Raw genomic sequence first — 23,250 nt, 5'->3', positions numbered from 1 at the left:
ATCCGTGCAAGTTCTTGGAAAAACAGAAATTCCTCGAAGCCGACGGGCCGTTTGGCGTGGCCTGACGAACGCAGAAGTTTTAACGCGCTGCATTCCCGGATGCGAAGACTTCGTCCAGACCGGCCCCAGTCAGTTTTCCGCCAGGGCCAGGATCAAGGCCGGACCGGTGAAGACCTCGCTCGCCATCGCAATTACCCTGACGGATATTGATCCTCCTGACGCGGAAATCCCGCGGAGTTGGTCCTTGGAAGCGATAGCAACCAGCCCTATCGGAACAGCAACCGCCAGTGCTGCAATATCTCTCAACGACGCCAATGGCGGTTCAGTTCTTTCTTATCATTGCAAAGCCGTGCTCGGCGGCAAACTCGCCTTGTTCTCGGGGAGTTGGGTGGACCGCGCGGCGAAACCCGCCATGGATGCGTTTTTCGAACGCTTCCGCGACGCCTTGCCGGAAGATGAGCCTGAGATTGAGGCTAAAGCTGAGACGCAGAACGGCACCGCCGTGATTGCACCTTGCGGACCTGAAACAACGGAAGATATCCCTGCTCTGCCCCCTCACAAAGGCGCGCATAGCAAGGTGTGGGCCTATGCCGGGGCCGCGGCTGGCGCAGTGATCGCAGCGGGCGCGGTGCTTCTCTTTCGTCATCACAAAAAAGCGTCTTGAACCCAGCGCGCACTTGCCCGATGCAGAGTGACGTCGCGGGAGGACGAGATGCAAGACGATGCGTTACAAGCAGCCGAGGCTTGGCTTGCGCAAGGCCATGGCGTGGCGCTGGCAAGCGTGTTGTCGACCTGGGGATCGGCGCCGCGTCAAACCGGCAGCATGCTCGCCATTCGCGATGATGGCGCTTTCGCAGGCTCGGTTTCCAACGGATGTGTGGAAGGCGCGGTCATCGAAACCGGTCTCGCCGTTATCGCCGACGGCAAATTGCGCAGCCTCGAATTTGGCGTTGATGACGGCACGGCCTGGTCAGTCGGCCTTACCTGCGGCGGGCGCATTTCCATTCTGGTGGAACGCCTCGATCATCCCGCTGATATTAAAACCTTGAATGCCGCGCGCGCCGCCTCCGAGCCGTTGGTGCGTGTGGTCGATCTCGAAAGCGGCAAGACACAGCTGATCGATCCCTACACCGACGTCTCACCGCTCGCCGGAGCGGCGTTAATCGCGGCGCGATCCAATCTCAGCCAAGTGGCAGAGGTCGATGGAAGGCGATGTTTCTTCGCGGTGTTCAATCCGCGCGTCGACCTTGTCGTAGTTGGGGCGGTTCATATCGCCCAGGCGCTCGCCAAAATGGCGGAGATGATGGGCTTTTGCGTTCGCGTGCTCGATCCGCGCCCAGCCTTCGTTACCGCCGAGCGCTTTCCCGGTGTAGCGCTCTACACAGATTACGCTGACGCCGTATTTTCCCATTCCCCATTGCAGCGTCACAGCGCGGTGGTCGTGCTGGCACATGATCCCAAGATCGATGATCCCGCCCTGATCGCGGCGCTTCGGTCCAATGCCTTTTACATCGGCGCGCTAGGCTCGCAGAAAACCCAAGCCGCGCGGCGCCAGCGCTTGACCGCGGAAGGCTTCAGTCAGGCGGAAATCGACCGCATTCACGGCCCTGTGGGCCTCTCGATTGGATCAAGAAGCCCAGCAGAAATCGCTGTGTCCATTCTCGCCGAGATCGTCAAGACCTTGCGCCAAGCCTGACCGGCTTCAGTAGTTTCGCAGCCCGTTTTGCGCCATCCGCATTTGCCTCGGATGAAGCTCGTTCGGCTCCAGAATGCCGTTGCCGTTCTTGTCCAGCTTGGCGAATTGCGCGATTTCCGATCCGGCATATTCGTGGATGGACAGAAGCCCATCGCCATCCTGATCCAGGCGGCGGAAGCCACGCACATTGACGGGCAGATAGCGCTGCTCTTCCGAGGCAACGAACTGCGTCAGAACCATCGTCTGGCCTTTTCCGGCACCCGCCGCAAAGCGCTTGGCGATGGCAGTATCAAGTTCGCCACGCGTGACCTTGCCATCCATATCAAGATCATTTTCCCGGCAGAAACCGGCAAGCCCTGCCCGCCCGCTGCGCCCGCCGCCATCGGAAACCCCGCAAAAGACATAGCCCTGGCCGTTGCGGTCGAGTTCGACAAAACGGATATGCTGAGGCGCCACATATTCAGCGAGAGTCAGCTTGCCATCGCCATTCCAATCCAGGCGATGAAACATCGCTTCATTGGCGGGCCGAAATTCGGCGGCACGCGCGGCGATATATTGCTCGATGCTCATTCCTGCTTGATGCCGTGTCGCCGCCGCGAAACGCGCCCCAAGAATATTGTTCATCTCGGCGCGCGTGACGCGCCCATCCTTGTTGGTGTCGAAGTTGCGCAGCATCCGTTCCGCGCCGCGCTCACTCGACCGTTCCAGACCCTGCATCGGACCATCATTTTGCGCATTCCCAGATGGTTGCGCCGAGGCGGAAACGGCGAGTCCCGCGCCGAACACGATAGAAAGCACCAGTCGCTTCGAAGTCATGCCTACCCCCATGGTTTTGCCGCTTCATATTCCCGCATAGGTGGTCGCAGAACTTTCCCAGAACAAAAAACAATCTTCGCAATTCACACTGGTAGTTATTGGCCGACAAACTTCGACACATTGCTACAATTGCGAGTAGTTTTCGCCCAGACGACAGTGGGACATGCTAGACTTGCCCGTCATGACCCGGGACGATTCAAAACCGCATATCCTGGTGGTGGAGGATGCGCGCGATATCCGCGAGCCGCTCGCCCGCTATTTGCGCGAAAATGGCTATCGTTCCACTACCGCCCCCGATGCTGCAGCGGCGCGTAAAGTGCTGAAATCAGCGGGGATCGATCTCGTCGTGCTCGACATCATGATGCCGGGCGAGGATGGCTTGAGCCTCTGCCGCTTCATTCGCGAAACCTCACAGACCCCCGTCATCCTTCTCACCGCCCGCGGCGAAGAGGTGGACCGCATCATCGGCCTGGAAATGGGCGCGGACGATTACATCCCCAAACCCTTTTCACCGCGTGAGCTGATCGCCCGCATTGGGGCCGTACTGCGCCGGACCCAGGCTCTGCCGCCGCGCCAAAAGCCGCCCAGCGCGGCCAAAGTCACCTTTGGCGATTGGACCTTGGATACCGGCCAGCGCGAGCTCATCGACCAGGAAGGCGTGGCGCATCCCTTATCGAGCGGAGAGTTCAGGCTTCTGACGGTCCTGATCGAACGGCCGAAAATCGCGCTCTCGCGCAATCAATTGCTGGATCTCACCAAGGGGCGCGACGCCGATCTTTTCGATCGCTCGATAGACAATCACGTCAGCCGCTTGCGCAAAAAGCTGGAACCCGATCCGAAGAATCCGCGCTACATCAAAACAGTCTGGGGCGGGGGCTACATTTTCGCTGTCGATCCGGTCACGGAATAGCGCCATGAAACTGTGGCCGCGCACCCTGGGCGTACAGTTGATCGTGGTCACGACAATGGCGATCGTGCTCTCCAATGCCGCCGTGGCGCTGTGGTTCGAGCTGGGGCGCGAGCGTCAAAACGAAGCCCAGGTGACCGACCGCATGGTGGATCGCGCCACCTCCTTGGCCGCGCTGATGGCGACTATTCAGCCTAAGGCGCGCGTCGCCGCGGCCCAGGCGCTCGAAAGCCGCTACTGGCACTACCGCCTTCACATCGGCAAACATGTGCCAAGGCCGATGTCAGAGGCAGAAGCCAAGCTCGCCGAAAGGCTGCGCGCGGCGTTACCCGAAAAAGCCGCCCGCCAGCCGGTGGAGGTTCACCTTCTCCAATACAAGGCAGACACAACCCCGGCCATGCCAGCCGTGGAAATGACCTTGCCCGTCGTGCGCGGTACGGAGCTGATTGCCACCTATGTGCGGCCCGAGGGGCCGACCTGGCCCTCTGAAATGTTCATCGCGGGGATTTTGTCGACCCTGATGGCCTCGGTGGCCGGCATTTACCTCGCCCGGAAAGTGGCACGGCCTTTGTCCAAACTTGCCCAGGCCGCTGCGAGTGTCGCCAAGGGCGATCCGCCGCCGCATGTGCCCGAGGTGGGGCCGGATGATGTGCGCCGCGCGGCGGAAGCCTTCAACGCCATGGCCGGGCAAGTGACCCGCACCTTGGCAAGCCAGCGCCACCTGCTTTCGGCGGTCGGCCACGATCTGCGCACCCCGCTGACGGCGATGCGCATCAACCTCGAATTTGTCGAGGACCCCGAGCTGCGCGACCGGCTGCTGCATAATCTGGACGAGTTGCAGGACCTCACCGAAGCGGTCTTGTCGGCTGCCAAAGGCACAGGCGGAGAAGTGCGCCGCCAGATCGATCTCGCCGCCTTGGTGGAAAGCATCTGTGCCGATCTCGATGACCTTGGCGCGCCAGTCGCCTTCGAAAGCGAGACCCAGGCGCCACTGTTCTGCCGCGCCAATGAGATCCGCCGGGCGGTTCGCAACCTCGTGGAAAACGCCCTCGCTTATGGCAAGAGCGCCGAGATATCCCTGAAGGAGGGTGGCGGCGTGTACGAGGTTTGGGTCGAGGATCGCGGGCCGGGCATCGCGGCGGCGGACCGCCAGCGGGTGTTCGAACCTTTCGTTCGGCTGGAGACGTCTCGCAATGGAGAGACCGGCGGCACCGGGCTTGGCCTGACTCTGGTGAAAGCCATCGCCGAGGGCCATGGCGGACGCGTGGCGCTCGAGGATCGTCCTGGCGGTGGCTTGCGCGCCCGCCTGATCTTGCCGCGCCAGCAAACGCCGACTGGTCAGCGCCTAAGCCGCGAGGCCCGCTGATGCCCAAAATCGCTGCCATCGTCTTGGCCGCCGGGCTTTCGCGCCGTTTTGGCGCCAACAAACTGCTTCAAGAGTTCCGGGGCAAACCCTTGATCCGGCATGTGGTAGAGAGCGCCCAAGCGAGCACTGCGGGCACGGTCGTGGTCGTCACGGGGGCCGAGTCTCACGCTGTCAAAGCCGTGCTAGCGGATACAAAAGTTGAACTTGTGGATAACATCGACTTTTCAACAGGTTTGAGCAGTTCTCTCATCCAAGGCCTTAAGAGTGTTCCGCCCGATTGCGCGGGCGCCCTGATCTTGCTCGGCGACATGCCTTTGGTGTCCGCCGAAATCATCGATCAGCTCATCGAGATGTTTTCACCGACTTCTTCGCGTGCGATCGGGGTTCCCTTGAGCCAGGGACGGCAAGGAAATCCCGTCCTTTGGGGGCGGCAGTTCTTCCCGGAGCTTCTGGCCCTCAGCGGCGACCGTGGCGCCAAGGCGCTGATCACCGCCCATCAAGATTGGGTCTATACCCTTGAAGTCGGTGACCCGGCAGTCCACATCGACATCGACACCCCGGATGACCTTCATCGCTATGAGTGACTTGCCCTACTCGACCGCCGTCTTGCGCCACGCGGCTGACATCAGCACGGCAGGGCGGCTGCCGCATCCAAGCTGCAGTCACACCGCCAAGAACCCGATCTGCGGCGACCGCACCACCATCGACCTCTCATTGGCGGACCACGCCGTCACCGCGGTGGCGCATGACACCAAGGCCTGCGTCCTCACCCAGGCTGCGGCTTCCATCCTGGCCAAGGCCCTGCCCGGTCATGGCATCGCCGACCTCGCCGCCTTGAAGGATGCCATCGAAATCATGCTGGAGGGCGGCGCCGCGCCCGAAGGCGATTTCGCGCCTTTCGCGGTGCTGGCCGATGTCGCTCGCCACCCCGCGCGGCACCGCTGCGTGCTTTTGCCGATCGAAGCCGCGCTGACGGCAGTTTCAGAGCCAGTGTCAGAGAATGCCGAACCAAGCACTTAAGGGTGCCAAGCGGAGAGCGCCGTCTTTCGCCTGCGCCGCACCGCAGGCGATATCCAAAGCCGCTGCGCCATTAAAACCGGCCAGATCAAACACCGAATCTTCCCGGCCGAGGTTGAAGACGCACAGCACCGTCTCGCCCGCCAGCTTGCGGGTGAAGGCCAGCACGGAACCGGTCACGGACAGAAACTCCATCTCGCCCCGGATCAGCGCCGCATGGTTTTTGCGGAAGGCCAGGAAGCGGCGGGCAAACATCAGCGCCGAGCCCTCGTCCTTTTCCTGCTCGGAGACCGAAAGCCCGCGATGGGCTGGCCCCAGCGGCAGCCAAGGTGTGCCGGTCGAAAAACCGAAATTCGCCGCATCAGCATCCCAAGGCATCGGGGTGCGGCAGCCATCGCGGCCCTTGAAGACCGGGAAATAGAGATCGCCGACCGGATCGCGCATCTGATCGCGGCGGAGATCGACTTCCGTCAGCCCCAGCTCCTCGCCCTGATAGAGGCAGACCGTACCTTTCAGCGAGAACAGCAGCGCCAGAAGCAGCTTGGCAAGCTCGTGATCGCCCTCGGGCGGCGCACCAAAGCGGCTAGCGGTACGAGTGACGTCGTGGTTCGAAAACGCCACCACCGGCCAATGGCGAGGATGTCCTTCCAGCAGGGCGTAATTGCCGGTGACGAAAGCGGGCGAAAGCTCTTTCTGGCGCAGCATGTAGAAGGTGTAGCCGCCATGCAGCCCCTCGTCAGGCGCGGCATAGGCCCCGGCGCGCTCGTAGCCTTCGGAGAATTCCCCGAATACGAACCGCCCGCCATAAGCTTCCACCCGGTGGCGGATTTGTTCCAGCACGCCGACATTTTCCGGCAGGTTGCAGTCGAAAAGATGCTCCTGCTGGTTATCGGCATCGGCCCAATGGACGTCGCTGCGCTTATCCAGCGGCACGGCGGGGTTGGGCGTCAGGGCCGGGTCATGCAGAAAGCCATTGGCAACATCGAGGCGATAGCCATCCACGCCGCGCTTCAGCCAGAAATCGATCACCTTCAGCCCGGCTTCGCGCATGGCTGGGTTTTGCCAGTTCAGCTTGGGCTGCTGTCGGAGGAATTTGTGGTGATAATGCTGGCGCCGCGCAGGCTGATAGGACCAGGCCGGGCCGCCAAACACCGAAAGCCAGTTATTGGGCGCTGTGCCATCCAGCGCCGGATCAGCCCAGACATACCAGTCGGATTTCTCGCCCCGGAACATCGAATCCTTGAACCAGGGATGCTCGTCGGAGCTGTGGCAGAGGACCTCGTCCAGCACCACTTTCAGCCCGCGGGCATGGGCTTCTTTCAGGAGATGGTCGAAATCGGCGAGGCTGCCGTAATCGGGGTGGACGTCCTCGTAATCGGAAACGTCATAGCCCCAATCGCGATTGGGCGAAGGATGGATCGGCGACAGCCAGATCGCGTCCACGCCCAGCGCTTTGATGTAGTCCAGCTTGGCGGCGAGCCCGGCGAAATCGCCCTGCCCGTCGCCATTGCCGTCAAAAAAGCTGCGGATATAGACCTGATAGACGACAGCCCCTTTCCACCAGGGCGCCGTTCCATCAGGCCCTTCCACCTTAAAGTTCCGAGGCGTTGGTGATGACCTTGGTCACCAGGCCGTATTCGACAGCCGCTTGCGCGCCCATCCAGAAATTGCGCTCGGTATCGGCCAGGATGCGCTCCAGGGGCTGACCCGTCTCGCGCGCGATGATGCGGTTGAGGCGTTCGCGCATCTTGATGATCTCTTCGGCCTCGATCTCGATATCCGTGGCCTGGCCGCGCACGCCGCCGAGCGGCTGGTGCAGCAGGAAGCGGGTATTGGGCAGGCAGAAGCGGCTATCCTTATGGGCGCCGAGGAAGATATGCGCGCCCGCGGAGGCCACCCAGCCGGTGCCGATCACCTTCACGCGGGGGCCGATATAGCGCAGCATGTCGTGCATGGTGTCGCCGGCTTCGACATGGCCGCCCGGCGAGTTGATCACGACCTTGATGTCGTCCTTGTTCTCGGAGGCGAGCGCCAGAAGCTGGGCCGAAACCCGCTCGGCCATCTTCATGTCGACTTCGCCGAAGATGAGAACGGTGCGCGATTTGAACAGCGCCTTTTGCACCGGCACAGGATCGGCCTCTTTGGGCTCCACCTTGGTCTTCTCGTCGTCTTCTTCATCGAGGCGAAACATGCGTGCTCCTATGGGGGAGAAAGGACGAACCATCCTTACAATCCTGCCAGCATGGCGTCCAGCCGCTTAATGTCCGGTTATCTGACTGATTCTACAAGGAGTTGGGGAGGAGATTGGCGGGGTTCGTGGCCGGTTAGGCCCCAGGTCGCTCGCCCAAGGGGAAGCCGGGCGCCGAGTCCGGTTCGCGACATAAATGTAGGAGGAAGTGTTTTTGGAGGGGGCATAGCTCCCTTGAACTACACCATGTGGCCCGTGCATCAGCCACGCTTCAGTCCATTACCCCGAAATTAGCCAGTAGCCCAATAGCAACGAGAAAGGACCAGCGTTGCTCAAGCTCATACGTCTAGTCAGCTAAAGCTATTTTAGCTGTACTATTGCGTTGACAATATCATTTAAAGTTTTGGATGTGCAGGCATCTGAGGCAGCCGACTTGAGGACTTCCGAAATAACAAGCGGGTTTTTAAGAGCGTATTTTCGTTTACTTATCGCATATCGAGTCTGAACATCCGCCAATAAAGCGTCAAAAACTTCTGCCCCAATCTCATTTCTAAGGGTAACCTCGAGACAATCTTTGAAACAAGCAAACCTATTTTCAATTATCGACGGCCAGTCTTCCTCTTGATGACCTACTAAACGTAAAAGGGTGCGGTTTTGCTTGATCGCATTTTCCGCGTCAGCTTTGTCCTTACCTAACAAATGGAAATCGCTATCCCAGAGAATAAATGTTGGTATTCCAAGTTTTTCAAAAATAGTTTTGCATCTGTCCAAATTGGTCTTTCCGTTACATGGAATTACAGCGTAGCCGCGGCTTTCAAGATCTATTCCGATAGCCAGTGCCGCTCCCAAAAGCGCGGCTCTATCATCTTCTCCTTCAACAAGAACTGTGGCGTCAGCGAAGAAACCTTCATTCATCCAAGGCGTCATAAGTGAGACTACACGGGGACGAATTGTCGCTCCAGTGTACTTGGGTAATGGCTCTCCATTAGCGATCCACACAATTTCTGCCACTTCGTCCCAAGTGGTTTGTGCAGCTCGACTCACCTTTGGCATTTCCGCTTCTGCCTGGATCCGTGTGATGCGCCGTATGTTATCAAATCGGTCAATTCCAACCATCAACGGTGAGTGAGTGGCGTAAATAATTTGAGTTCTCGCAGCCACTCCAGGGATGGCGTTTTTTGTCAACTCCAGCAAAACTTTGGCAAAGTGCCGCTGACGATTTGGGTGTTGATATATCTCGGGTTCCTCAATTCCGAAAATCAGATTGAGCTCCCCTTCAGTTGGGCCAACTTCTGATACTGTTTCCGCATTCGTTTCTGTTGCTGCCACAGGAGCCCGAGCGATTGCCAAATGCTGCAGCAGTGACAGAATGAATGCTCTCTGCAGACCATGTCCCACTTTTGAAACAGGTATGTCTAGATTATCTTCAAATAGGCGTACGTCAGCTTTTGGCAGCGGTAAAGAGAACTCATCAGGGGGAAGCCATCGAAGTTTTACGTCAGTCTCTTCGTAATACTGATGGAGCGTGCCAGAGAGGTTTTCCGCGAGCAAACCAAGTGCTGGAAGATTACCTGGATTAGTAAGCTCAACGTACTTCTTTTGGGTCTCAGCCTTAAGAGTCGCGATCTCTTCATTGGTCGCCAAGGTCGATCTGACAACTAAGTCCATTAGCTGCGTGATTGGCGATGCCTTTCCTTCCCGGACGTCGTCAGCGGCATCGCGAATGGCTGGGATGAATATAAACTTAGTAGCGTCGCTTAGGTATCCCCTCGCTACATTCTCGAATCCAATGAATTGCCCATCATCCCGACCAACTTCCAGAAATCCTTGATGCTCAAATTCCCACTGATCTAGAGCCTCCGCGACCGCAGCACCAGATGTCGCCACAGGCAAGACATCTTTCCATTCATCGGACTTTCTGAACTCCCGATAAAAGTTAATCTGTTCGCGCCCTGACAATGCGCGAAGGCCCGCAAATCCGGGAAACTGCCGAACGAAGCCATAGTATCTGCCGGTATTTCTCGAAGTTAGCGACAGCACTCTTACAACGGGAAGAATTCCATTCTGCACACGAGAAGAAAATCGCGAGTTTTCTCTCTCTGTTAAGGCGGTAAATGTGATCGCAATTTCGATATCGCTACTGATATCGTGATTATAGAAATCATCTCTACTTAGATTTGGAGAGGGCGAATAAAATAGATCTAGCGCACGAATAAAACATGACTTTCCAGCGCCATTTGGGCCAACCAAAGCTGTGAGTGTATCGCAGCTAATCTTTTCATCTTTTAGTGAACGATAGTTTCTGACGCCTATTTCTTGGACAATCATGATCCCCCCGCCAATGATCATTCAGCTACTATTTTACGCTCCTTTGACGGCTTTCGTCTACCGGCTGTGCAGGCATAGACATTTGGGGAGACCTATTCCCGTCGGCATCTGGATAGCGAAATGAGCCACCGCCTGGGCAAATCTCTGCGTCTCAATATCCCTCACTCCTTCGGGCACAGCCCTTTTGGTGTCCAGGCTGTGGTAAGCGTCGTGGGCGGATGCGTTGCGTTATGCAGGATCAGCGCGAAGCCCTGCCGTGTCTCCTTGCCGATCGCCATCAGCAGCATGGGCGGGCCTTGGCGCACCATTAGGGAATGGCCCGCGCCACGCGCGACCTGCGCGCCATCGGGCATTTCCAGGCAGCTCGCGCCGCTGATGGCATAGAACGCCTCTGGCCCGGAATGCACATGCACTGGCGCCGTCATGCCAGGCGTGAAGGTTGATTTCAGATATTCCGCGCTGAAGCTGCCTTGCGCCTCCGCAAGCGGAATCGGTCCGATATCGGCAAGATGCTGCCCTTCCCCAACCGAGTCCGTTTTCGGTCCCAGCGTGAACAGCCAAACCTTGCCGAACGCTTCCGTGACCGTACCGCGCAAAGGCTTGGCGCGCTCCGCTGTGGCGACATCCGCAAAACTATAGATTCCCCAATAGAGCGGTCCTTGCGGCAGCGTTCCAATCTCCGTGCGCGTCACAAGACAGGCTGGCCCCGGAACCTCACCCGCTTGGCCGGAACATTGGCGCGAGGTGGCCTGGGCCTGCGCCGCGATGGGCATCGCGAGAAGCGTTAACAGGGCAAAGGCTGCCTGAAGGCTCTTAAGCATTTGCGTCCCCTCAATACGAAGACGCCGAGCTTGCGCGAAGACGCGCGGAAAAAACACATCGCCACACGTGTCCTGCCGCTGATGTGAGCAGGGATACCCTCACATAAGCCGGAATTACCGCTATGATGGTGCCGGAACGTGAAGAGGCCCGCTTGCGCGGGATGGGAACAGCACTTTGAGTGATGCGCTTTTTTGGGATTTGATCGGGATTGGGGCGGTTTTTCTATTGGTGGCGGCAAATGGCTTTTTTGTTGCCGCTGAGTTCTCCTTGGTCGCCGTGCGCCGCAGCCGTGTGGCCGAGCTTGTCTCCCAGCGCCGCACCGGCGCGGGCACGCTGCAAAAAGCCGTCACCCATCTCGACGCCAACCTCGCCGCCACCCAGCTTGGGATCACAATTTCGTCATTGGCCTTGGGCTGGATCGGCGAGCCCGCACTGGCGCATCTGATCGATCCGATGTTCGATTTTTTGCCCTCGGATATCGCCAAGGCAGGCGAGCATTCCGTCGCCATCGTGATCGCGTTCATTTTGATCACCGCGCTGCATATCGTGTTCGGAGAGCTCGCGCCTAAGAGCCTGGCCTTGCAGAAAAGCGAGCGCACGGCGCTGGCCATCGTGCGACCGCTAAGCCTGTTTCTCTTCATTTTGCGCCCGGCGATCATGGGGCTCAACGGCCTCGGCAATCTGGTGCTGAAAAGCGTCGGCTTGCATGCGGGTGAAGGCGAAGGCGCGGCCCATTCCGCCGAGGAATTGAAGCTTCTGGTGCGCGCTAGCCATGCCGCGGATATTCTGGAAGATACCCAGCGCGATGTGGTCGTCCGTGCCCTGAATATCGGCCAGCGCCGCGCCTCCGACATCATGACCCCGCGCGTGGATATAGATTGGCTAGATCTCGATGACAGCCCCGAGGCGCAGCTGCACACCATCCGAACTAGCCGTCATGAGCAGCTGCTGGTCGGGCGCGGCACCATTGATGAACCATTAGGTATGGTTTTGAAGAAGGACCTGCTCAACCAGCTTCTGGACGGCAAGAAGCTCGATCCCATGGCGGTGCTGAGCGAGCCTCTGGTGGTACATGAAGCCCTGCCCGTCTTCGATCTTTTGCAGCGTTTCCGCCAGCAGCCCATTCGCCTGGTGATGATTGTGGATGAATACGGCACCCTTGCAGGCATCGTGACCCAGACCGATCTATTGGAAGCGATCGCGGGTGACATGCCTGAACTCGGCGATGCCAAGCCGGAGATTTCGCAAGCCGAAGATGGCACGCTGGTATTCGACGGCATGACCATCGCCTCGGATGCCTTCGAGAAACTCGGCCTGCACCCCGAGGAAGGTGGTTATCACACCATTGCAGGCTTCGCGCTCGCTCAGCTTGGACAGATCCCCGAAACCGGCAGCGCCTTTGACAGCGACGGCTGGCATTTCGAGGTCACCGCCATGTCCGGGCGTCGGATCACGGAGTTGCGCGCCCGGCGCTTAGCGTGATGGTAGCGTTAGCAGATTGTGCCACCCGCTTTGCGCGTAGATGAAATCTGGTCAATGCAGTGGATGCCGCAGAAAGAGGCTCTTTGCTTCCGCGCGAGGCTGGCTTAGCGTTCCGGCAAATGAACGGGCGACTCTCGAGCGCCCGGCCAAAAGCCTTCGGCAACCCATTTCAGGGTATCACCTCAGCCAAAGGCCAAAATCGAGGAACGCCGACCATGAAGACCACGACGCTCGCCCGCTTCTCCGCCAGCCTGCTTTTGGCCACCGGTGTCATTTCTTATGCCAAGGAGCCTGCCGGGCCGGCGCCGGGGCTGCTCTTCTATATGTCGGCCGACAAAAGCCTGACCGCGGATTTCGCCCGTGGCGAAGCGGTGCCGAACTTCTCGGATAAGTTTAAGATCGTGAATGACGGCCGCATGGGCAGCGCCCTCGCCACCGATGACGAGAATGTGGTGGCCTGGAAAGCGCCGGGTAACATCTTCGCGCAGCGCGGTACGGTGAGCTTTTTCTGGCGCGCCCGCACCCCGCTCGGCCGCGCGCCCTTTGTACTCTTCCGCACCGGGTTTGCCGATCACTCGAGCTGGGACATGGCGTTCCTGCGCATCGATTATAACGGCCATGGCTACGATGCCTTCGTTACCGACAACAACCTCGCCCGCGTGCGTGTCTCCTTCAAACTGGATGAGCTGCCTGCGCCGAATGTCTGGAACCATATCGCGTTCTCCTGGGACGAGACCTCGGGCGTGAAGCTTTATGTGAATGGCAAGCTCGTCGCCGAGAAGAAAGAAGCCGCTGTACTCGATAGCGGCCTCGATCAGTTCGGCATGGCGGCGCGCGCCGTCTCTCCGCATCAGGTGCAAAGCCGTTACAACTTCATGCGCGGCAGCGATTACGACGAGTTGCGCATCTATGATCATGCAGTCAGCGATGCCGAGATTGCCACCCTCGCCAAAGGGGATGTGCCGCAAGTGGCCGCCTTCCCGGCGGGCGACCTTTCCAATCCGGTGACACAAGCCGAATGGTTCTGGCGCTATGGCTGGAACCGCGCGGGCGACGCCCCGGTTGCCCTCACCGCCCCCGTCACCGCGATCCGTAAAGTCGAATTCACCGACGCCAAGGACATCAAGGAATGGATGTACAAGGCGACGGACGGCATTGCCGAAACTACATGGCCCGGCGTCTATAACCGCTCGCGCCTGCCCGGCCGCAACGACTATTTCCAGCTTCCCGATTGGAACGTCTATGTCGAAGGCGGCAAGACGCTGACCCTCACTTTGCCGAACGAGCCGTGGAACCATATCGAGCTGCAAGGCGCCGCTTATGGCAATCTCACCTATGCGGCCAAGCCCGGCGAGAAGCCGGTCGAAATCGCCACCCGTGCGAAAGATCAGGAACGCAGCTATTGGACCTTTGATCAGGAACGCAAAGGCGGTGTGCTCAGCTTCAACAACATCGCGCAGGAAACCCCGATCCAGGAAATCGCGGCCTATAACATTCAGGCTGGCAGCGTTCCTAAAGGCACCCTCACCCAGACCTACACCATCCGCGCCAATGCGGCGCCGGATTCCCCCGATCTTGATGATCTGAACGACTTCATCAAAGGCCGCTATACGCCCGATGCGCAAACTACCGTCGTGGCCGTGCCTGATGCCGCCCAAACGCGAACCCGTGTCGTGGAAAGCGGCGTGAAACTGCCGCTCATTCATGTGCTGATCCCGTATGAATACGGTGCCGCTCCCGCCGCGCAGCAGCTTTACCGCTCCTGGGGTTATGGCTGGGAGAATATGCATGACGGGCTCGATGGCATCGCCATCACCATCCCGGCGCTGAAGGTAAAGCCCACCATGAATGGGCTCTTCCCGCTCAACATTCAGGTCAAAGACCCGATCTGGCCGATGCGCAACATGTTCGACATCACCGTCGCCGTGAAGCCGGGCGAAGCGCGCACAGTGTGGCTGGACCTGCGCGACCGCATCCTGCCGAACAAGAGCCTGTATTTGACTGTCGCGGGTTCTGGTTCTGATTTCGATGCGAACCAACTGAATGGCGCCAAGATCAAGCTCGTCTTCAAGGACCGCAAGGAAGCCTTGAAAGAACACATCGCCGACCGGCTCGATCAGCTCAAAGACAATTGGGGCTATCTCGTCGAAGAACACACCGCGTCCAAGCGCGAGAAACTCTATGAGCGCGTGGTGGCCGATGCTACGGACCTTCTGCGTGTCGATCCCGATAACAAGATCGGGCGCGAATATTGGGCCGACATCACCTATGGCAATCAGGGCCCGGCCTCAGAATTCAACGCGCCCAAGCCTCCCAAAGGCGTGCCGAGCTGGGCCTTCCTGCAGCTTGAGGACATGAAGGGCCTGCGCCATTTCATCAATTGGTGGATCGACAACCGCCAATCCGATTATGGCGATTTCGGCGGCGGCATTTCGGATGACTCCGACCTCCTCGGCCAATGGCCGGGCGCGGCGCTGCTCGGGATCGACAGCGATAAAATCAAGCTGTCGCTGAAGCGGCTGAACGATGCGGTCTACAAGAACGGCATGATCACCAACGGGCTCTCGACCATCATGTCAGACGAGCTGCATGTCTACGAGGAAGGCATCAACGTCAATTCGGAGTCGATGTATCTGAACTTCGGCGATCCCAAAGCCGTCGAGCGGCTGATGACCACGGTCGCCGCTTATGAACGCATCATCTCGACCAACTCCGCGGGCCATCTCCACTTCAATACCAACTGGTATTCGGGCAGCGACAGCTTCCGCGAAGGCCCGTGGGAATGGGGCAAATACTATTCCTATGTGATCATGCATCCGGGCGTCTTGATGGGCGATTTCAACGCCGATCCGACCGCGCGCAAAACCGTAATCGGCCTTGCCGATGGCATCCTCGCCCATGGCAAAAAGGACGACAAAGGCATCTGGTGGTTCCCGGATGAGATCAACTGGCGCACTGAAGCCACCAAGGGCAAGCTCCCCGCGGGCCAGGCCCCGATGCAGATCTTCTGGGCGGCCTGGCGCTGGACCGGCGACGACAAATATCTGATGCCGATCCTGGCCTCTGTCGACCAGGCCAATAAGGTGGATTCGGTCAGCGTGGGCGGCGCCCGCGTGGTGGCCGAAGCCGATAACATCAAGCCGATCACCAATCTCAACGAGGATCTCGTCAACGTCCTCGGCAAGCAGAAGGAATGGGGCGGCGCGGCGGTGCGGCGGGCGGAAAAAGGCTCGGGCGGCGCGCTGGAACGCTATGTCGCCTGGGAAATGACCGGCAACAAAAAGTTCCTCGACGATCTTTATACGGAAGAACTACGCCGTCAGGCCGAGACCATGTATTCGCGCACCGAAGGCCATTGGTGGACGGATCGCGTGGAGATCGACTCCATGTATCTGCAGCGCTCGCGCATGGGCGGCGTTCAGCTGGTGCGCGGCAACATGTATCCCGGCGCGACGGTCACCTGGGCTTTCCCCGGCAAGGATGACGCGGTGAAAGTCGCGCTGCTGGTGCCGAATGCCGACCGCAAGCATTTCAAGGTTATTGCCTTCAACACCGACAGCAAGCCGATCAAAGCGAAGATGACCGGCTGGAATGTCGAAAGCGGCATTTGGACGGTGAAATCCGGCCTGGGCGATGCGCTGGACAATCTCGGCGCCAATACCAAAAGCAAAGAGATTGCCTTCGAAAAATCGGCCTCCACCGAGGTCGAATTCGCACCGGGCAAGACTACGGTCTATGAGTTCACGCTGAAGACACCTTCGGGCAGCGATCCGGTCACCCGGGCCGATCTCGGCATTGGCGAGGATGATGTGGTGATCAACGGTACCGCGCTGAAAGTCACGGTCCATAGCCTTGGCGCGCAGGATGCGGGCGCGGCCAAACTCGAACTCGTCGATGCCAAGGGCAAGGTCGTGGCCGAAGCTCCGACACCCGCGATTGCCGCGCCGAAGGATCTGAAGCCCCACACCGCAACCGTCACTCTAGCACTTCCGGCCGGCTTCAAGACCACCGGCGCGAAGCTGCGCATTGTGGCGCCGTTCAAAGAGATCACCCAGATGAACAATGAGGTCGTGCTGAAGTAGTGGCAGCATAACCTCGTGAATGGGCGGCGCGCTGCAAGGCTCGCCGCCTTTTTTTCTTACCCAGCGTAATTTTCATGCTTAGGTGCATTTGCGCGTCAATCGCAATCACAGCTATTGCGGGATTTTGCCTCACCCGATCTAAGCGCGCGATCTTGCAACTGCGATTGACTCGCATATGGAACTTCCTTTAGGCGATGTAACCATCGTCTTTGGAAGGGGTTCCTATGCGTTTTTCTGCCTCCGCTGGCCGCCACTGGCTTTTTTCTGGTGTCAGCTCCCTCGCCTTGTTGGCGGTCATTAACAGCCCCTCCTACGCCGAGACGAGCTTCACAGAGGGCGATGCAGGCTATGAGACGGTGGTAGTGACCGGCGAAAAGGTCAGCCGCTCCCTGCAAGACACCGTGTCCAGCGTGGCGGTCACCACGGCCAAGAAGATCGACCAGGAAGGCATTACCGACCTCTTCGATGTCATCACCCGAACCGCCAATGTCAGCGATGTCTATGGCGGCATGGGCTTCTCCATTCGCGGCATCTCCAATCGCGGCGTCTCCGGCGGCGGTGAAGGCGGGCTTGCCACCATCTATGTCGATGACGTGGCGGTGCCCGACGTGGCGGTGTTCGGCGGTCCGCGCGACATGTGGGATGTCTCGCAGGTCGAAATCCTGCGCGGCCCGCAATCGACCGTACAAGGACGAAACTCCTTAGCGGGCGCCATCATCGTGCGCACCCAGGAGCCGACCATGCAGTGGGATGCGAAGGCGCGTTCCCAATTCAATGATAACGGCGGCCGCCAATTCTCTATGGCCGCGGGCGGACCGATCGTGGAGGATGAACTCGCTTTTCGCGTCGCGGTGGATGACAGCTATTCGGATGGCTTCATCTATAATCCGACGCACAAGACCAATGCCGATCCGCGCTACACCCTGAACTATCGCGGCAAGCTGAAATGGACGCCCAAAGCGCTGCCGGGCCTGGAGGTGGATGCCAACTACACCCATAACACCCGCAAATCCGGCTACGTCTTCATGTACATCTCGACCGCCGTGCCGGATTTCTATCACAACCGTTTGGATTTTTCGGATTCACCCAACAAGGCCGATACCAAGATGGATATGGCGAGCCTCAAAGCCAGCTATGCCATCGCGCCCGCGTGGAATATCAGCTCCATCACCGCCTTGAGCCGGGTCCGCGACACCTCGCAATACGACACCGATTATTCGGCAGTTACGCAAGCCTACGGCACCTTGTGGCGCGATGTTCAGACCTTCTCCGAAGAGCTGCGTTTGCAATATGAGGGGGACCGGCTGAAAGGCCTGTTCGGCCTCTTCTATTTCGACCGCAACAACGGCAACAAATCGGCCAGCGTGACCAATGTGGTGACGCCGACGGCAACGCTGCGCGGCCTCCTCGTCAGCAATTTCGGCCTGGATGGTGCGACCGCAACCACTGCCGCCAACCTTTACACTACCGCCCTGCCTGTCATCCCGGTGTCCTATACTTCCGACGCGCCCCAGAAGACCCGCACCTATGCGGTGTTTGCCGATGGCCGATATTCGATCACGCCTGATCTGACATTGCTGGCGGGCTTTCGTTACGATTACGAGGAAAACAACCTTATCTCGGCACAGACGGCGAGTTTTGCAGGCACCTATCCCACCCCAAATGCCTATGGGGCTTACGCGCCTGCCTTCACGGGACTGAATTACGTCGTCTCGCAGATCGTCGCCTCGGCGGGATCATCGGCGCCCGCGCGCAGCGAAAGCTTTGGCGCCTTCCTGCCCAAGCTCGGCCTCACCTATCGCTGGGACGAGAATTTCGACACCAGCTTTGTGGTACAGCGCGGCTATCGCTCCGGCGGCGCGCAGGTCAATGTCGCTCGCTCCACCATCGTGCCCTATGATCCCGAATATACCTGGAATTACGAACTTTCGCTGCGATCCGCCTGGCTGGATGGCACGCTGACGGCCAATGCCAATGCCTATTATGTCGATTGGAGCAAGCAACAGGTCGTCGTGCGGCTCGGCCTCAACACCTATGATTATCAGACCGAGAACGCCGGCAAGTCGCATATGTATGGGGTTGAGTTCGAGCTCAATCATCACCTCACGGATGATTTCGATTGGTACGGCTCGGCCGGATACAGCCAGAACCGCTTCGACGATTTCACCGTCAATACCGGCACGGCGACGACTACGCTTGCCGGAACGCATTTTGCGAGCGCGCCGAACTGGACCTTGGCGGCGGGCTTCAACTATCGCTTCCTCGATGGCTTCGCGCTGAATCTCAATGCCAGCTATCGCGGTCGGGTGTTCTCGGCCAACGGCGCCGATCAGAGAGACTATCTCCTTGGCGGACGCACACTGGTGAACGGCAAACTCAGCTACGCCTTCGATCAGTGGTCGGTTTATCTCTACGCCAACAACATCGCCGACATGCAGTACATGGTCTATCGCTATAAGGCGCAGAATGTCGCCATTTTGGGCGATCCGCGCGTGATCGGCGGCGGGCTGGAGTTCCATCTGTGAACCAGAGCGCAGCCTGCATCATTCTCGCCGCCTTCGGTGTATCCGCAGGGCTTTTCCTGAAGAGTGCTTGGAATGGCGCGGCACGCTGGCGCGTGCTGGCCGGCTGGGGGGTGATCGTGGCCGCTGTCGGCTTCTCTATATGGAGTTTTGGCAGCGGCCGCGGTCCTTTTATCGCCGCAAGCGTGATGAGCCTTGCCTTCTTGGCCTTGGTGGCAACAGGCCATGAACGCCGCACCGCAACCTTGCGCAAAAATGGCAACGCACCACCGGAGCCCTCCGAACGCAGATCCAAAGTTTGGCGCGGCTGGGTGCGCGGGATACTCGCAGGCCCCTTAGGCGGCATCGCCGCCATCGGCGCTGGTATCGCCTTTGCCGTTTGGATGCCGGGTGAAAAAGTCACCGCGCTGGTACTTGGCGGGCTCCTGGTACCGCTGATCTGGGCGGCGTGCATGGCCTGGACTTTGGCAGATGACCGCATTGGCCGCGCTGCACTGGTGCTCTCGGGGCTGACAATCGTGAGCTTTGCTGCCGCCGCGTTGAAAGGTTTGGCATGAGCAATTGGCCAAAAATTCCCGCTGGCACGGTACGTTCCGTTCTGGCCGGGCATTCCTCACTCGGCATCGCTTTTGCGGCATTGATTTATCTCGTCTGCTTCTCCGGCACGCTGGCGGTGCTGGTCTACGAATGGCAGCGCTGGGAAACCCCGCAAGGTCCCGTGGTGACCGAAACGTCTCCTCAGGCTATTGCGGCAGCGGCGCATTACACGCTGTCGCACAGCAACACGCCGGATCGCATTGTCATTTTTCCGCCGCAACCAGATCAACCGCGGCTCAAAACAAACGCACATTCGCCCCACGCTGAAGAAGATTTTCTTTTCGATGCGACGGGGCGGTTCACCGGCGAGGCGCAGTCGGAGTTCAGCGAGTTTCTGGTACATCTGCACACCAGCCTGCATCTGCCCCAAACTATCGGCTTGGTCGTGGTGGGCCTAACCGGCGTTGCTTTGCTCTCGCTCTTGCTCTCCGGCTTGATCGCACATCCACGCATTTTCCGGGACGCGTTTTACCTGAGATTCGGTGGTGCGCGCCGCTTACAGGAAGCTGATCTGCATAATCGCATCGGCGTCTGGGCGCTGCCGTTTCATCTGACGGTTTCAATAACCGGCGCCTTGCTCGGGCTTTCCACCCTGATCCTCGCGGTTTTGGCACTTGCTGTTTTCAAAGGCGATCTTGGCAAAGCCAACGCCCTTATCCGCCCGCCGCTGCCGAAAGCGGACGCGCGCCCTGCGCCACTTCCCGATCTGGAAGGAATGCTGAAATCCCTGCCCGCGCCGGTGCGTTTCGTGATGCTGATACGGCCCGGCACGCAAGGCCAAAGCGCAATGGTGGAGATGAAAAGTTCCGGCACACTGGCGCGCGGCAAACAATATCTCTTCGACGGAAATGGCAAGCTGCTGCAGAAGCCGCGAAACCAAGAGCCGCTCGGCAAGACCATCATCGCTTCGCTGGGGCCTTTACACTTCGGCTGGTTCGGTGGCGGTGTGATCAAGATCGCCTATGTTGTACTGGGCGCGCTGCTGACCTTCTTGACCTCGACCGGTATCACCATCTGGCTGGCGCGTAAGCGAGATAAAGGCCGCCCAGCACCGCGTTTCGAACGTTTCTGGACGGGGTTTGTCTGGAGCCAGCCGCTGGCCTTCGCAGGAACGGGCCTCGCGTCCTTGGCTGCACTGCCGCTTTTGCCAGTGTGGATCGCGCTCACAGGCGCAAGCTGCCTGTCATCCGCATTATGGAGAGCTGAAACGCTCGCCAATATCTTGCGCCGCACATCTGCACTGCTGTTGGCGGCATTGGCACTCGGCCATATCGCGCTGTGGCGCGCCAGCTTCGCCGATCCCATGACCTGGGTGATGGATGGGCTGCTACTGGCGCTGGCGATAGTGATGGGGGTTAAGCGCTAGCTCAGCCCCTTGGTCACGAATTTACGGCCCTGCGGGGCGTGTTTGCGCCCCGCACGCGCGCCCTCGCCGCCGCGACCAGTCCCAGCGGGTTGCCAGACGGGCACGAGATGACGCTTGCCAGGGCCGATCAGATCGGCACGGCCCATGGCCTTCAAGGCCTCGCGCAGCATCGGCCAGTTTTCCGGGTCGTGATAGCGCAGGAACGCCTTATGCAGGCGGCGCTGGCGCAATCCCTTCACCGCATCCACCGCTTCCGAAGACCCGCGGCGGACCGGCTTCAAGGGATTGAAGCCCGAGTGATACATGGCGGTGGAAAGCGCCATCGGCGACGGTAAATAGGTCTGAACCTGATCGGCGCGATAGCCATTCTTCTTCAGCCACAGCGCCAGGTTCATCATGTCTTCATCGGTGGTGCCGGGATGGGCAGCGATGAAATACGGAATGAGATAGTATTCTTTCTTGGCCGCGCGGGCGGCGGCATCGAAAAGCTGCTTGAAGCGGTCATATGTGCCGATACCCGGCTTCATCATCTTCGACAGCGGGCCTTCTTCGGTGTGCTCCGGCGCAATTTTCAGATAACCGCCGACATGATGCTCAACCAGTTCCTTGATATAGGCCGGGCTCTTCACAGCAAGGTCGTAGCGCACGCCAGAGGCGACAAACACCTTCTTGATGCCGGGGATCGCGCGGGCTTTGCGATAGAGCTCGATCAGGCTGTCATGGCTGGTATTCAGGTTTTTGCAAACATCAGGGAAGACACAGGACGGGCGGCGGCAAAGGCTTTCGGTTTCCTTATCCTTGCACGCCATGCGGTACATATTCGCCGTCGGCCCGCCGATATCCGAAATGATGCCGGTAAACCCTTCGGTCTTATCGCGCACCTCTTCGATTTCGCGCAGGATGGATTCATGCGAGCGCGATTGGATCACGCGGCCTTCATGCTCGGTGATGGAGCAGAAGGAACAGCCGCCGAAGCAGCCGCGCATGATGGTGACCGAATTGCGGATCATCTCCCAGGCGGGAATCTTCGCGCCGTTGTAGGACGGATGAGGCGCACGCGCATAATCAATGTCGTAAACCGCATCCATTTCCGGCGTGGTAAGAGGGATCGGCGGCGGGGTCACCCACAGCTCGCGATCGCCATGGCGCTGGATCAAGGGGCGCGCATGGCCGGGATTGGCTTCCTTATGCAGCACGCGGCTGGCGCGGGCATAGGTTTCTTTATCCGCCGCCACCTGATCGAAGGACGGCAAGCGAATGGCGATGTTCTCTTCTCCGCGGCGGGCACGGCCTTCCTCGGGAGAGTCGATATCGTCCGCGGGCGCTTCGCTCCAGCCTTCCGGCAGCTTGTCGCGCGCAAACGCCACGCCCCGCACATCGGAGAAATCCTGGTTGATGCCGCCCTTAGCGATGCGATGGGTTACTTCCACCAGCGCACGCTCGGCATTGCCATACAGAAGAAGATCGGCCTTGGCATCGAAGAGGATCGAGCGGCGCACCTTATCCGACCAGTAATCGTAATGGGCGATGCGGCGCAGGCTCGCTTCAATGCCGCCGAGCACGATCGGCACGTCATAGGCTTCGCGGCAGCGCTGAGCATAGACGATGACGGCACGATCCGGCCGCTTGCCGCCCTCACCGCCCGCCGTATAGGCGTCGTTGTGGCGGATCTTGCGGTCGGAGGTGTAGCGGTTGACCATGGAATCCATGTTGCCCGCCGTCACCCCGAAATAGAGGTTGGGCTTGCCCAGCGCCTTGAAGGCAGATGCATCGCGCCAATCGGGCTGCGAGATGATGCCGACGCGAAAGCCCTGCGCCTCCAAGAGGCGGCCGATGATCGCCATACCGAAACTGGGGTGATCGATATAGGCGTCGCCGGTCACCAGGATCACATCGCAGGAATCCCAGCCAAGCGCCTCCATCTCTTCCCGGCCCATAGGCAGGAAAGGCGCTTTACCGAAACGATGGGCCCAGTATTTCCGGTAAGAAAATAGGGGCTTTGGGGACGCAGGCACAGTCATGGGCGGGCCAATAGCATGCTTTGCCCCGCCCCGTAAGATT

General features: G+C 59.4%; 17 protein-coding genes. 11 read left to right on the top strand and 6 right to left on the bottom strand.

Annotation, left to right across the window (positions count from 1 at the left end):
• Positions 1-4: 4 nt before the first annotated feature.
• Positions 5-664, top strand: coding sequence for an SRPBCC domain-containing protein (locus FHS83_RS16270; RefSeq protein ID WP_167084054.1), 660 nt, complete (start codon positions 5-7; stop codon positions 662-664).
• A 48-nt stretch (positions 665-712) separates the two neighbouring features.
• Entirely contained in the window at positions 713-1,696 is a 984-nt protein-coding gene (locus FHS83_RS16265; RefSeq protein WP_167084051.1) for an XdhC family protein, read from the top strand.
• Between the two features lie 6 nt (positions 1,697-1,702).
• On the opposite strand, the gene FHS83_RS16260 is transcribed toward FHS83_RS16265, so the two are convergent.
• On the bottom strand, positions 1,703-2,512 hold the full coding sequence (locus FHS83_RS16260) for an EF-hand domain-containing protein (protein ID WP_167084049.1): 810 nt from the start codon (positions 2,510-2,512) through the stop codon (positions 1,703-1,705).
• Between the two features lie 181 nt (positions 2,513-2,693).
• Here FHS83_RS16260 and FHS83_RS16255 point away from each other — a divergent pair, with 181 nt between their 5' ends.
• Genes FHS83_RS16255 through FHS83_RS16240 form a run of 4 tightly spaced genes read left to right on the top strand, consistent with a single transcriptional unit; the run spans position 2,694 to position 5,805 of the window.
• Positions 2,694-3,422, top strand: coding sequence for a response regulator (locus FHS83_RS16255; protein ID WP_167084047.1), 729 nt, complete (start codon positions 2,694-2,696; stop codon positions 3,420-3,422).
• Positions 3,423-3,426: 4 nt separating this feature from the next.
• Complete coding sequence (locus FHS83_RS16250; protein ID WP_167084045.1) at positions 3,427-4,785, top strand: ATP-binding protein; 1,359 nt, start codon at positions 3,427-3,429, stop codon at positions 4,783-4,785.
• Entirely contained in the window at positions 4,785-5,369 is a 585-nt protein-coding gene (locus tag FHS83_RS16245) for a nucleotidyltransferase family protein (RefSeq protein WP_167084043.1), read from the top strand. Before FHS83_RS16250 ends, FHS83_RS16245 begins: the two co-directional genes overlap by 1 nt.
• On the top strand, positions 5,362-5,805 hold the full coding sequence (locus tag FHS83_RS16240; protein ID WP_167084041.1) for an iron-sulfur cluster assembly scaffold protein: 444 nt from the start codon (positions 5,362-5,364) through the stop codon (positions 5,803-5,805). Before FHS83_RS16245 ends, FHS83_RS16240 begins: the two co-directional genes overlap by 8 nt.
• Here the strand turns inward: FHS83_RS16240 and FHS83_RS19840 are convergent.
• The 4 genes from FHS83_RS19840 to FHS83_RS16220 form a co-directional block, all read right to left on the bottom strand.
• Positions 5,779-7,392 carry an alpha-amylase family glycosyl hydrolase gene (locus FHS83_RS19840; protein WP_167084039.1) on the bottom strand — a complete coding sequence of 538 codons (1,614 nt, stop codon included), beginning with the start codon at positions 7,390-7,392 and terminating at the stop codon, positions 5,779-5,781. The two genes, FHS83_RS16240 and FHS83_RS19840, sit on opposite strands and share 27 nt — an antisense overlap.
• Position 7,393: 1 nt before the next feature.
• Entirely contained in the window at positions 7,394-7,993 is a 600-nt protein-coding gene (locus FHS83_RS16230) for an ATP-dependent Clp protease proteolytic subunit (RefSeq protein WP_208414909.1), read from the bottom strand.
• A 357-nt stretch (positions 7,994-8,350) separates the two neighbouring features.
• Positions 8,351-10,318 carry an ATP-dependent nuclease gene (locus tag FHS83_RS16225; protein WP_167084026.1) on the bottom strand — a complete coding sequence of 656 codons (1,968 nt, stop codon included), beginning with the start codon at positions 10,316-10,318 and terminating at the stop codon, positions 8,351-8,353.
• A 161-nt stretch (positions 10,319-10,479) separates the two neighbouring features.
• A complete protein-coding gene (locus tag FHS83_RS16220; protein WP_167084024.1) occupies positions 10,480-11,139 on the bottom strand; it encodes a hypothetical protein in 660 nt (219 codons plus the stop codon).
• Positions 11,140-11,314: 175 nt separating this feature from the next.
• Between FHS83_RS16220 and FHS83_RS16215 the strand changes: the two genes are divergently transcribed.
• The 5 genes from FHS83_RS16215 to FHS83_RS16195 all read left to right on the top strand — a co-directional run bounded on the left by FHS83_RS16215 (position 11,315) and on the right by FHS83_RS16195 (position 21,189).
• Positions 11,315-12,622 carry a hemolysin family protein gene (locus FHS83_RS16215; RefSeq protein ID WP_167084022.1) on the top strand — a complete coding sequence of 436 codons (1,308 nt, stop codon included), beginning with the start codon at positions 11,315-11,317 and terminating at the stop codon, positions 12,620-12,622.
• Between the two features lie 215 nt (positions 12,623-12,837).
• Positions 12,838-16,704: a LamG domain-containing protein gene (locus FHS83_RS16210; RefSeq protein ID WP_167084020.1), complete on the top strand. Its 3,867-nt coding sequence runs from the start codon at positions 12,838-12,840 to the stop codon at positions 16,702-16,704.
• Between the two features lie 224 nt (positions 16,705-16,928).
• Positions 16,929-19,229: a TonB-dependent receptor gene (locus FHS83_RS16205; RefSeq protein ID WP_167084018.1), complete on the top strand. Its 2,301-nt coding sequence runs from the start codon at positions 16,929-16,931 to the stop codon at positions 19,227-19,229.
• Complete coding sequence (locus FHS83_RS16200; RefSeq protein ID WP_167084016.1) at positions 19,226-19,783, top strand: hypothetical protein; 558 nt, start codon at positions 19,226-19,228, stop codon at positions 19,781-19,783. Before FHS83_RS16205 ends, FHS83_RS16200 begins: the two co-directional genes overlap by 4 nt.
• Positions 19,780-21,189, top strand: a complete 1,410-nt coding sequence (locus FHS83_RS16195; protein ID WP_167084014.1) for a PepSY-associated TM helix domain-containing protein — start codon at positions 19,780-19,782, stop codon at positions 21,187-21,189. Before FHS83_RS16200 ends, FHS83_RS16195 begins: the two co-directional genes overlap by 4 nt.
• On the opposite strand, the gene FHS83_RS16190 is transcribed toward FHS83_RS16195, so the two are convergent.
• On the bottom strand, positions 21,186-23,210 hold the full coding sequence (locus FHS83_RS16190) for a YgiQ family radical SAM protein (protein WP_167084012.1): 2,025 nt from the start codon (positions 23,208-23,210) through the stop codon (positions 21,186-21,188). The two genes, FHS83_RS16195 and FHS83_RS16190, sit on opposite strands and share 4 nt — an antisense overlap.
• Positions 23,211-23,250 lie beyond the last annotated feature (40 nt).

The organism is Rhizomicrobium palustre (genome assembly GCF_011761565.1).
Taxonomy (GTDB): domain Bacteria; phylum Pseudomonadota; class Alphaproteobacteria; order Micropepsales; family Micropepsaceae; genus Rhizomicrobium; species Rhizomicrobium palustre.
The sequence above is the reverse complement of the archived record's forward strand: the minus strand, read 5'-3'. Positions and strand labels throughout refer to the sequence as shown.